The following is a 10,377-nucleotide window of genomic DNA, read 5'->3' on the forward strand; positions in this document are numbered from 1 at the left end:
AATACTATCATGGCTCAAGCTTGGTTTTCTTGCCCAAACAAACCGTGTAACATGCCCCATTGAGATTTTTTTCGCATCAGAAAGGCCCACTATGTCACTTAACCGCATTGCGACCAAACAAGAAGTCATTGCCCGCTTGACCCAAGGCACAGACGATATTATTTCAGAACACGCGCAATTCATACGCACTGAAAACGGTTATTGGGTGGCGTGGCATGAGCAAGTGGCCACCATTATTCATGAAGATGCTACTGACGACGAAGTGAGCTTTCAAGTGGAAGGCGTGGCCACATTGAGCGCATTGGTAGACATGTTGACCAATGGTGACTTTGATGTGGTGGAAGATTTTGAAGGTGATGATGAAGCTTGGGACGATGTGGTCTTGGATTCAGATGCCCATTCACATGAGCATGAACATGGCGAACACTGCCATCATGACGGTTGCAACCACAAACACTGATAATGCACATGATGAGCACACAAAAACACATTCTTTTGGCCGTTACAGGCGGCATTGCGGCGTACAAATGCTGTGAATTGGTACGCTTATTGAAAAAAGCAGGTCATGAAGTGACGGTAGCAATGAGTCGCAGCGCCACCGAATTCATCCATCCCAATACGTTCCAAGCTTTGAGCGGCAACCCTGTTTTGGTCGACACCCACGGCACTTCCGATGGCAACGGCATGGCGCATATCAATCTCACTCGCGAAGCCGATGTGATGCTCATCGCCCCTGCCACAGCCAACACCATCGCCAAAGTCGCACACGGCATTGCTGACAATCTCATCAGCAATTTGGTCGCAGCTCGCACGTGTCCTTTGGTCATTGCGCCTGCAATGAATGTGCAAATGTGGTTCAATCCTGCCAATTTGCGCAACATCCAACAATTAAAAGACGATGGCGTCACGATTTTAGAACCAGCCTCAGGTGAGCAAGCTTGTGGTGAAATCGGTGTCGGACGCATGTTAGAAGCGGTGCAAATTGCCGATTTATTGCCCGATGCATGGCTCAGCAAAGCCTTGTTTGGCACGAACGTCATGATTACCACGGGCGCGACATTTGAAGCAATTGACCCTGTGCGCGGCATTACCAATATTTCGACCGGTCAAATGGGCGTGGCGTTGGCACGTGCTTGTCGCCGCGCAGGTGCGAATGTGACTTTGATTTACGGTCAAATTCAAACCGATTTGCCCAATGGCTTAACCCATACCATTCAAGCCGTCAGCGCCGATGCGATGTACCAAGCGGTGCACCAAAGCGTGCGTGAGCAAGACGTGTTCATTTCGGTGGCGGCGGTGGCAGATTACAAAGTCAAAAATGCCAGCAACGAAAAAATCAAAAAACAAGCAGGCGTGGCGCCTGTGATTGAATTGACTGAAAACCCTGATATTTTGGCCAGCGTCAGCCAACTTGATGATGCGCCATTTTGTGTCGGTTTTGCCGCAGAAAGCCACGATTTGCTCAACCATGCCCGCGCCAAACGCCAACGCAAAGGCGTGCCTTTGTTGGTTGCCAATTTGGTCAGCGAATCCATGGGCAAGGCGACCAATCAAGTCACTTTATTGGACGATGAAGCGGAAACCGAATTACCCAATATGGGCAAAGACCAAGTTGCCGAAGCCATTGTGCAACGCATTGCTCATTTGCTGCCATAAAGCCATGCAAGCGTCCTGTAAACCATTACAGGACGCTTGATTCTATTGATTTTATTCCTGTATTGTCTTGATTTATGCTGCGTTCTTTATTGCCTTTGATGGTATTTTGCGCTGTAAGCGTGTTGGTTTTGATACAGCCACAAATGGGTTTTTTCATCTATGTTTTCACGCCTTTGCTCTTGATTTACATAGGTACTTGCGCTTGGAAAAGCCGCCACAATCCCCAACTGCTACCGACTTTGGCCATCAAAATGTTGCTGTGTTTTGTCAGCATCGCCAGCATTGCCATGATACAAGGTCGCCATCACCAACAAGCACGCTTGGTTGCCAATGAAGCGGTACAATCCATACAAACGTATCAACAGCAACATCAAGTTTTTCCCAAGCAATTACAGGACGCTTGGCAAGCGACAACGCCATTGCCAAACGTGTCTTACCAACTGGATGGCAAGCAAGCACAAGTGTCTTATTCGAGCACTTTTATGCCCAAAACCCAATTTGTATATGATTTTCAAAACCAAAACTGGCGCAAGCAATCTTTTTAAAATCTCAATTTTAAATGATATCTGCATTAAAAAATGGATTGCGCTAAAATGAGCAACATCCATTTCAAAAGCAAGGTTGGCAACATGTCAGAGCAAGATTATCAAAATGGTTTGAAAGTGCGTACGCAAGTGATGGGTGCTGAATTTGTCGCTAAAGCACAAAGCCAGACTACCGAATTGACGCAGCCTTTACAAGATTGGATCAATGAGCATGCTTGGGGCTCGACTTGGCAACGTGAAGACACGCTTGACCGCAAAACCCGTTCATTGATTACCATCGCCATGCTGACGGCTTTAAAATGTCCCACTGAACTCAAAGGTCATATTCGCGGTGCATTGAATAATGGTTGCAGCATTGCCGACATTCAAGAAACCTTGTTACACAGCTTACCTTATTGCGGCGCGCCTGCTGCGCAAGAAGCGTTTCGGGCGGCACAAGAAGTATTGAATCAAATCGACACAACAGCCCAAGCTTAAAACATCGCTACAAAAAACAAGCGTCCTGTAAAGATTTACAGGACGCTTTCATCAATACTCAATCTTTCACAATGATTTTGCATACAACGGCAACAAAATTGCTGCCAACAAGCCGATGACCGCCATCATCGTAAAAAAACCAAATACGGCAAACAATATCCAAGCAGCCAGCATATTGTTGGTTTCAGACAACATTTTTAACACCCGTTGCGGCTTGTTGGGATATTTAAAACGCATTTGAGCGATGCGCTGCTTGGCAAAAGCGTAATACCAAGCATGGGCATTGCTAGGCAAATACAAAAACCGTCCCAAAGCCCAAGCTCCCGCAAAAGTCAACAAATACACGCCTAGCAACCACGATTTAGGTGCCACAATGTTTAACACGCTTAAACCACCAAAAAACAAGACTATCGGCACAATCAAAACCAGCAAGCCCTTGCGCCACATGCCACGTGCGCACAACCAATAACCACCACCGAAAAAAGCTCCCCAATGCCAAGGCGCTTTGCCACTTTGCTCTAAAATATCAAAATACTTTTGGTAATAATCCGCTTGCTTACCCCCCACAAAGCCTGCAATAAAGCTTCTTGTGGCAAAGCATCACTGGCAAAAACAGTTTGATGGGCTGATTTTTCAGGCAAAGCAATCGGTTCAGGAGTTGGGATTGAAGATGGCTGTGACAAATGATTTTCAGCTTGCGTAAGTTCAATGGGTTCTGGTGCCGCTTGCGTTTGCAGAAATTGCAGCAATTGTGCGTCATAACGCATTTTGGTTGGCGCATCCAATAACCACGCTTCCGCCTTACTCAACACTTGAGGATTGATTTGCCCTGCCACTCTTGCCGCTTGTAATGCTGATTGAATTTGTGCCGCATCCGCTTGCATATGAATACCTAACAATTGGTATAAATTAACCATTTCTCTCCTTTTAGTGCTGCATTCACTCCCTCAAAAGCCATCAAAATGACATGAGCAAATATTTATTGTTATCAAAATAGACTTTATTCAGTTAATTTTACATATTTAAACCCAATCTCTTGGCATCGTTCAACGGCAAGTTATGAAGTTTGTGTCAGTTTGGCGTAAAATAGAGTCTTCTTATCTATTTTGGCAACACTTTATTATGAGCCCAACCGACGTACAATTAAAAATCATTAACCCTAAAATGACCGAATACTTGCCCGCTTACGCTACCGAAGGTTCAGCAGGTTTGGATTTGCGTGCTGCCATTGATGCGCCATTAACCGTTGCCGCGGGTCAAACTGTTTTGATTCCTACAGGCTTGGCGATGTATTTGGAAAATCCAAATTTAGCCGCCATGATTTTGCCACGCTCGGGTTTGGGTCATAAAAATGGCATCGTATTGGGTAATTTGGTCGGTTTGATAGACTCAGATTACCAAGGCGAATTAAAAGTATCGCTGTGGAACCGCTCTAACGAAGATTTTGTCATTGAACCTTTGGCGCGTATTGCACAATTGATCATTGTCCCTGTGGTACAAGCACAATTTAACCTCGTTGAAGAATTCGCTGCCAGCGCGCGTGGCGAAGGTGGCTTTGGTTCTACAGGCCGCGCATAAAAATCACTTCTTAATAGATTAGTTAGTTTAATTTTCTAAACTAAAAACCTAATACTTATGGCATAGTTCTCACATGATTTGGCATACACAACAACTTCCACCCCATTCTAACGTCATCGTCGGCCTTTCAGGAGGCGTTGATTCGTCCGTAACGGCAGCTTTGCTCAAACAGCAAGGTCATGCCGTTAAAGGCGTTTTTATGCAAAACTGGGAGGACGACAACAACGATGAATTTTGTTCCATCAAGCAAGATTCATTGGACGCGATGGCAGTGGCGGACATTTTGGACATCGACATTGACATCGTCAATTTCGCCGCAGACTACAAAGACCGTGTGTTTGCGTATTTTTTACAAGAATACCAAGCAGGACGCACACCCAATCCCGACGTATTGTGTAATGCTGAAATCAAATTCAAAAGCTTTTTGGATTATGTGTTAGCCCATGGTGCAGATGTGATGGCGACAGGTCACTATGCCCGCAAATCAGTGGTTGATGGCGTGCATTACTTGCTCAAAGGTTTGGATGGTAACAAAGACCAAAGTTATTTTTTATACCGTTTGAATCAATACCAATTAAGTAAGTCCATCTTCCCATTGGGCGATTTGGAAAAACCTGAAGTACGTCGTATCGCTGCTGAAGTGGCGTTGCCTACCGCGGCCAAGAAAGACAGTACGGGCATTTGTTTTATTGGCGAACGTCCGTTTCGTGAATTTTTACAAAAATACTTGCCGACCAATAATGGTGCAATGCGCACGCCTGAAGGTAAAGTCATCGGTGAGCACTTGGGCTTGATGTTTTATACCTTGGGTCAACGCAAAGGTTTGGGCATAGGCGGCCCAGGTGAGCCTTGGTTTGTGGCAGACAAAGATTTGGCTAAAAATGAATTGATTGTGGTGCAAGGGCATGATCATCCATTACTAAAAAGCCGCAGTTTGGTCATGCATGACTTGAGTTTTACTTTACCAACTCGCCCAAGCGAAGGCGAATATGCATGTAAAACCCGTTATCGCATGCAAGATGCAAAATGCCAATTGGGTTACCTCGATGATGAGCGCATCGAATTGATATTTGATGAACCGCAATGGGCAGTTACCCCTGGACAATCGGCCGTGTTATACGATGGTGAAGTATGTTTGGGTGGCGGCATCATCACTAGCCGTGCATAAAAAATGATGCACTGAAAAAACCATAAGTAAAAACCATCAAAACAATACAGCAAAGGAGAAACCTTAATATGGAAAAAGTCTGGTTATCGCAATACGATGAAGGCGTGCCTGAATTTGCCAATGTCACTGCTTGTTCTTCTATCACTGCAGTATTCAATGAGAGCGCTGCCAAATACAGCGCTCGCCCAGGTTTTACCAATATGGGTAAAACTTTGACTTATGGTCAAACCAAGCAATTGGTAGATCAATTTGCCTCATATTTGCAAAACGTTTTGAAATTGCCACGCGGTGAACGTGTGGCCATCATGATGCCCAATGTATTGCAATATCCGATTGCAGTATTTGCTATTTTACAGGCCGGTTATGTGGTGGTGAATGTCAATCCATTGTATACGCCACGCGAATTGGAACATCAGCTCAAAGACAGCGGTGCCACCACCATCATCGTTTTAGAAAACTTTGCCAATACTTTGGCATCAGTTCTCAAACAAACACCTGTGAAAAATGTCATTTTGGCCAACATAGGCGAAATGTTAGGCGGCCTGAAAGGCATGATTACCAACTTTGTCATACGCAAAGTTAAAAAAATGGTGCCTGCGTTCCATATTCCCAATGCCATTACGTTTTCCAATGCTTTAGAACAAGGTAAGGCGCACAGTTTTCAAGTGGTGGAATTAAGCTTAAACGATACTGCTTTTTTACAATACACAGGCGGCACGACGGGCGTGTCTAAAGGCGCGGTATTAAGCCATGGCAATATTGTTGCCAATATGATGCAAGCGGGTGCTTGGATTAAAGCCAAAATCAGCCATGAAGGTGAAACCATTTTAACCGCTTTACCGCTATATCATATTTTCTGTTTAACGGTTAACTTGATGATTTTCACCAAAATCGGTGCGCACAACATCTTGATTACCAATCCACGTGACATTCCCAATTTGGTCAAAGAAATCGACACTTACAAAGTCAGCGTCATCACTGCAGTAAATACTTTGTTCAATGCCTTGGTACACAATCCTGAATTTGCCAAAGTGAATTTCTCACGTTTGAAAATCGCCTTGGGCGGCGGTATGGCGGTACAACAAGCCGTTGCAGACAAATGGAAAGCCATCACCAAACAACCGATTATTGAAGCATATGGTTTGACCGAAACCAGTCCGGGTGTGTGCGTCAATCCTTTGTCCAGTACCAATTACTCAGGCAATATTGGTTTGCCTATTTCGGATACCGAAATTGAAGTGCGCGATGGCGATGGCAAAGCTTTGGGCTTTGGTGAAACGGGTGAATTGTTTGTGCGTGGTCCCCAAGTCATGCAAGGCTATTGGAACAAACCTGAAGAAACCGAAAAAGTTTTGGGCAGTGATGGCTTTTTGGCGACAGGTGACATCGTGATTGTCAACGAACAAGGCTTTGTGAAAATCGTCGATCGCAAAAAAGACATGATTGTCATTTCTGGCTTCAACGTTTATCCAAATGAAATTGAAGACGTGGTCGCAATGCACCCAGGTGTGTTAGAAGTCGCTTGCGTGGGAGTACCAAGCGAAAAAAGCGGTGAAGCCATTCGTTTGTTTGTCGTGAAAAAAGACCCTAATTTAACTGCCGAAGCGTTGATTGAGCATTGTCGAGCGAACTTAACTGGTTATAAAGTTCCTAAAGATATCGTCTTTAAAACCGAATTGCCAAAAACCAATGTAGGCAAAATTTTACGTCGTGAGTTGAAAGATTTGCCAGTAGACGCTTAAATCTTGACTGCCGCGATTTAAAAGATAGAATGCGATAGATGACTCTGTCGCATTCTTCGCATATTTGCTTAGTCAATATGCTTTTGCTCATCGGTTGGTAACTTTGGAGCATCGTATGTCGCAAGAAACCCTTTCCAAAAGCCAATTGACCATTTTAATCGTATTAACCTTAGGCAGCTTCTCAGCGGGCATGGCTGAGTTTTTTACTATTTGGCTTTCACACACCATCACTCACGACTTACAAGCATCAACACCTCTCACGTCCACAGTCACCAGTTATTATGCGTTTGGTGTCATGATAGGCATTCCTGTGCTACTGCCTTTGGTGAAATACCTCTCTCACCAACGTCTGCTCACCTTACTGTTGTTTTGGTGTTTCGCAGGCAATATTGCCACCTCATTTGTCACCACATGGGAACAATTGCGCTGGGTTAGAATATTTGCAGGCATGCCTCATGGTATGTTTTTTGGCATTGCCAGCATGGTTTTGATTCAAACTCTGCCCAAACACCGCCATGGTTTTGGCATTGGTATTTTAATGAGCGGCATTGGTTTGGCTTTATTATTAGTCGTCCCTAGCAGTATTTATTTGGAACATTTTCAAGACTGGCGCTTGATTGCACGCGGCATTGGATTGTTGGATTTGTTGGTGATTGTATTGCTACACGACTTACTCAACGAGGCACCTGCTCCGCCTGATTTGCATTCCAATGTCAGCACCGCCGAAATTTTAAAAAATCCCTTGTTGTGGTGGGCGGCAGCTTTGGGCGTCACGCTTTTTTGTGGTCGTATGGCCATCATCGATTATGCAGAGCCAATTTTCCTAGAAATCACCCAATTACCCCAACAACAATTGCCTTTGGTCGTCATAGTAAGCGGTATTGGAACGTCTTTAGGCTTTGTCATAGGTGGCATTTTGGCAGATAAAAACATGTATCGCACTTTGTTTGCATCCTTTGCTTATTGCGCTTTAGTGATCTTGTGTTTTAATTGGTTGGCATTGTCTGCCATCGGTTTTTATATCGGCTTTTTGCTCTTAGGCGCTTGCACGGTGTTTTTGCCTGCTTTGCAACTGCTCATCATTCAATGCTCACCTGCCGCACCCACATTCGCCTCTTGCTTGAATCACGGCACTCTCAATATTGGCAATGCCATTGGTCCTTTGTTGGGTGGCTATTTGATTGGCTCAGGCTTGGGCTTATTGTCGGTCACATGGATGGGCGTCGCCTTTAGTCTGCTGAGCTTATTGATTTTAGTACTGGGCTACAAAAAAGCGCAAAAAATCACATCTGCATCGGTACATTAAAATGTAAAAGCGTCCTGTAACAGTTTACAGGACGCTTTTTTGAGTCATATATCAATGTTTTTGCGTTTGCACAAACAATAACAAACCTGCCGCCACATACGCCAACAACACCGCAGCACTGCTAATAGCGCCATCTAAATAAGTACTTTGACCCGACAACCACGGTGCCACAAACCAACACACCAACGATGCCACCAAACAAAAAATACCAATGTGGGCAAACACCACATGATGGTCATCTGGCTTAACCCAACGATCAAATTCGTCACGCAAATCTTGGACTTGGGCTTTCAATTGTGCAATATCGCCATCGCTGTCATCTTCAATTTCATCCAATAATTTTTGCAATTTTTCTTGCTCAGCAAGCAAAGCCGCACGCTGCAAACGGGCTTGTTCACGCTTACTCACTTCTTGCTGTGCCACTGTTTTTGCAGTCACGACATCGGTAGTTTCATCAGATTGCCCTTGCGCCTCTTGCGCCACCACAGTCGGCAAATGATCAATGGCATTGTGCTCAATGATATCGTGGTCTAAATTCAATGGTGTGCGTGTATCGGTTTGAGACATTCTGATCCCTCTCTAAAAAAACGACTGGCATTTTTGGAAAAATAAAACAAAACTCAAGGATTGATTATAACCATAAATGCCGCAAATAAAATCCCATCGACATCAAACAATCCACTCAGCCAATGATGACCAGCAATCATCAATACAAAGCGTCCTGTAACATTTACAGGACGCTGGTATTTTTAAAATGACACTGCCATCGCTCAATGCATGATGCCTGAATACAAAGCCATCATTCTCTTTTGGCGTTCTTCTGGCATCTCTAGCAACACTTCATCCATAGGCATTAATTGATTGGTCATGGCCTGAAACCAATTGGTTTGCGCATCGTCAGTCGCCAAGCTCACAGTAGCCACCGTCACAATCACCATTAACACAGCCACTGTTATTGCATTACACCATATTACATTCATTCACTATTTCACCTTGCTCCAGTGATGGCACTGAAAACTCTAATTAATATGTTCTAAGCATTTTACTGTATTTAATATATTTAAACAGCATTAACAGATAACATATAGATTATATTAATTATGTTGATAATATTGATTCACAATAAAATTTTATGGTTTACCAAATGTGATGCCATGCGGATTCAACCGGTCAGCGCAACACCAATCCTACTTTTTATGTTAAAAGGATTGTTATGGTTTCCATACATGGAGCAATGACTGATGAACGTAAGAAACGAATCTGGTTTCTATGGAAGCAGGGAAAGCCTATGGCCTTCATTGCCAAAGACATTATGAAACCACCTGCGACCGTTTACTCATTTCTAGAATACCATGGTGGTATTGAACCTGATATTCGACGCCGAAAAGCGACCGATTTAACCTTGCAAGAGCGCGAATGCATTTCTCGAGCATTGGCAGCAGGACTGAGTTTAAGAGCCATAAGTCGCCAATTAAATCGATCGCCATCGACCATTTCGCGTGAGGTTTCACGTAATGGAGGTGCTCATAAATACAGGGCTTATTTAGCAGAGCAATTGGCTTTAAAGAAAGTAAAAAGGCCAAAATCTTTTATTTTACAAAGCAATTCATTATTAAAACAGATGGTTATTGATAAACTGTCATGTTGTTGGTCTCCCGAACAAATAGCAGGCTGGCTGAAATTCATACAGTTTCCTCATAATCCATCGATGCATGTTTCTTATGAAACCATATACAAATCACTGTATCTGCTGAAAAAAAAACATTCTGCCTCCAAAGCTAAAAAGACATCTTCGCAGAAAAAGAATGTTTCGCCACGCCCGCAATCATCACAACTCTGGTAAGCAGCAGATTCCAAATTTAAAGTCAATTTGGGACCGCCCTAAAGAGATTAAAGACAGACAGT

At 43.9% G+C, this 10,377-nt stretch carries 13 protein-coding genes; 9 read left to right on the forward strand and 4 right to left on the reverse strand.

The window, feature by feature from the left end:
- The first annotated feature begins 91 nt into the window (after positions 1-91).
- The 4 genes from H150_RS14435 (at position 92) to H150_RS0112030 (ending at position 2,678) form a co-directional block, all read left to right on the forward strand.
- Positions 92-460, forward strand: a complete 369-nt coding sequence (locus H150_RS14435; protein WP_019959308.1) for a hypothetical protein — start codon at positions 92-94, stop codon at positions 458-460.
- Between the two features lie 2 nt (positions 461-462).
- Positions 463-1,656 carry a bifunctional phosphopantothenoylcysteine decarboxylase/phosphopantothenate--cysteine ligase CoaBC gene (coaBC, locus tag H150_RS0112020; protein WP_019959309.1) on the forward strand — a complete coding sequence of 398 codons (1,194 nt, stop codon included), beginning with the start codon at positions 463-465 and terminating at the stop codon, positions 1,654-1,656.
- Between the two features lie 74 nt (positions 1,657-1,730).
- The gene (locus H150_RS0112025; RefSeq protein WP_019959310.1) at positions 1,731-2,201 is read left to right on the forward strand and encodes a hypothetical protein; all 471 of its coding nucleotides are present in this window, start codon (positions 1,731-1,733) and stop codon (positions 2,199-2,201) included.
- A gap of 84 nt (positions 2,202-2,285) precedes the next feature.
- Positions 2,286-2,678 (forward strand): carboxymuconolactone decarboxylase family protein, encoded by a 393-nt coding sequence (locus H150_RS0112030; RefSeq protein WP_026353687.1) that lies wholly within the window; start codon positions 2,286-2,288, stop codon positions 2,676-2,678.
- A gap of 66 nt (positions 2,679-2,744) precedes the next feature.
- On the opposite strand, the gene H150_RS0112035 is transcribed toward H150_RS0112030, so the two are convergent.
- Together H150_RS0112035 and H150_RS0112040 are read right to left on the reverse strand one after the other, a co-directional pair.
- A complete protein-coding gene (locus H150_RS0112035; RefSeq protein ID WP_019959312.1) occupies positions 2,745-3,245 on the reverse strand; it encodes a DUF2628 domain-containing protein in 501 nt (166 codons plus the stop codon).
- The gene (locus H150_RS0112040; protein WP_019959313.1) at positions 3,197-3,595 is read right to left on the reverse strand and encodes a hypothetical protein; all 399 of its coding nucleotides are present in this window, start codon (positions 3,593-3,595) and stop codon (positions 3,197-3,199) included. Before H150_RS0112040 ends, H150_RS0112035 begins: the two co-directional genes overlap by 49 nt.
- 205 nt (positions 3,596-3,800) lie before the next feature.
- Here H150_RS0112040 and dut point away from each other — a divergent pair, with 205 nt between their 5' ends.
- The 4 genes from dut to H150_RS0112060 all read left to right on the forward strand — a co-directional run bounded on the left by dut (position 3,801) and on the right by H150_RS0112060 (position 8,472).
- Complete coding sequence (gene dut, locus H150_RS0112045) at positions 3,801-4,256, forward strand: dUTP diphosphatase (protein WP_019959314.1); 456 nt, start codon at positions 3,801-3,803, stop codon at positions 4,254-4,256.
- Positions 4,257-4,329: 73 nt separating this feature from the next.
- Complete coding sequence (gene mnmA, locus H150_RS0112050; RefSeq protein WP_040755943.1) at positions 4,330-5,424, forward strand: tRNA 2-thiouridine(34) synthase MnmA; 1,095 nt, start codon at positions 4,330-4,332, stop codon at positions 5,422-5,424.
- A 68-nt stretch (positions 5,425-5,492) separates the two neighbouring features.
- The gene (locus H150_RS0112055) at positions 5,493-7,166 is read left to right on the forward strand and encodes a long-chain-fatty-acid--CoA ligase (protein WP_019959316.1); all 1,674 of its coding nucleotides are present in this window, start codon (positions 5,493-5,495) and stop codon (positions 7,164-7,166) included.
- Positions 7,167-7,281: 115 nt separating this feature from the next.
- Positions 7,282-8,472: an MFS transporter gene (locus tag H150_RS0112060; RefSeq protein WP_019959317.1), complete on the forward strand. Its 1,191-nt coding sequence runs from the start codon at positions 7,282-7,284 to the stop codon at positions 8,470-8,472.
- Between the two features lie 51 nt (positions 8,473-8,523).
- Here H150_RS0112060 and H150_RS0112065 read toward each other — a convergent pair whose 3' ends face one another.
- Positions 8,524-9,039: a hypothetical protein gene (locus tag H150_RS0112065; RefSeq protein WP_019959318.1), complete on the reverse strand. Its 516-nt coding sequence runs from the start codon at positions 9,037-9,039 to the stop codon at positions 8,524-8,526.
- Positions 9,040-9,242: 203 nt separating this feature from the next.
- Complete coding sequence (locus tag H150_RS0112070) at positions 9,243-9,452, reverse strand: hypothetical protein (RefSeq protein ID WP_155970624.1); 210 nt, start codon at positions 9,450-9,452, stop codon at positions 9,243-9,245.
- A 233-nt stretch (positions 9,453-9,685) separates the two neighbouring features.
- On the opposite strand from H150_RS0112070, the gene H150_RS14440 reads away from it, so the two are divergent.
- Positions 9,686-10,315, forward strand: coding sequence for an IS30 family transposase (locus tag H150_RS14440; RefSeq protein WP_051083046.1), 630 nt, complete (start codon positions 9,686-9,688; stop codon positions 10,313-10,315).
- Positions 10,316-10,377: the final 62 nt, after the last annotated feature.

The organism is Vitreoscilla stercoraria DSM 513 (assembly GCF_000382305.1).
Taxonomy (GTDB): Bacteria; Pseudomonadota; Gammaproteobacteria; order Burkholderiales; family Neisseriaceae; genus Vitreoscilla; species Vitreoscilla stercoraria.

What these genes read in the sequence shown, in the direction of transcription:
- H150_RS14435 (WP_019959308.1), top strand. Translation starts at nt 92, where the DNA reads ATGTCACTTAACCGCATTGCGACCAAACAAGAAGTCATTGCCCGCTTG.
- coaBC (WP_019959309.1), top strand. Translation starts at nt 463, where the DNA reads ATGCACATGATGAGCACACAAAAACACATTCTTTTGGCCGTTACAGGC.
- H150_RS0112025 (WP_019959310.1), top strand. Translation starts at nt 1,731, where the DNA reads ATGCTGCGTTCTTTATTGCCTTTGATGGTATTTTGCGCTGTAAGCGTG.
- H150_RS0112030 (WP_026353687.1), top strand. Translation starts at nt 2,286, where the DNA reads ATGTCAGAGCAAGATTATCAAAATGGTTTGAAAGTGCGTACGCAAGTG.
- H150_RS0112040 (WP_019959313.1), bottom strand. Translation starts at nt 3,595, where the DNA reads ATGGTTAATTTATACCAATTGTTAGGTATTCATATGCAAGCGGATGCG.
- dut (WP_019959314.1), top strand. Translation starts at nt 3,801, where the DNA reads ATGAGCCCAACCGACGTACAATTAAAAATCATTAACCCTAAAATGACC.
- mnmA (WP_040755943.1), top strand. Translation starts at nt 4,330, where the DNA reads ATGATTTGGCATACACAACAACTTCCACCCCATTCTAACGTCATCGTC.
- H150_RS0112055 (WP_019959316.1), top strand. Translation starts at nt 5,493, where the DNA reads ATGGAAAAAGTCTGGTTATCGCAATACGATGAAGGCGTGCCTGAATTT.
- H150_RS0112060 (WP_019959317.1), top strand. Translation starts at nt 7,282, where the DNA reads ATGTCGCAAGAAACCCTTTCCAAAAGCCAATTGACCATTTTAATCGTA.
- H150_RS0112065 (WP_019959318.1), bottom strand. Translation starts at nt 9,039, where the DNA reads ATGTCTCAAACCGATACACGCACACCATTGAATTTAGACCACGATATC.
- H150_RS0112070 (WP_155970624.1), bottom strand. Translation starts at nt 9,452, where the DNA reads ATGAATGTAATATGGTGTAATGCAATAACAGTGGCTGTGTTAATGGTG.
- H150_RS14440 (WP_051083046.1), top strand. Translation starts at nt 9,686, where the DNA reads ATGGTTTCCATACATGGAGCAATGACTGATGAACGTAAGAAACGAATC.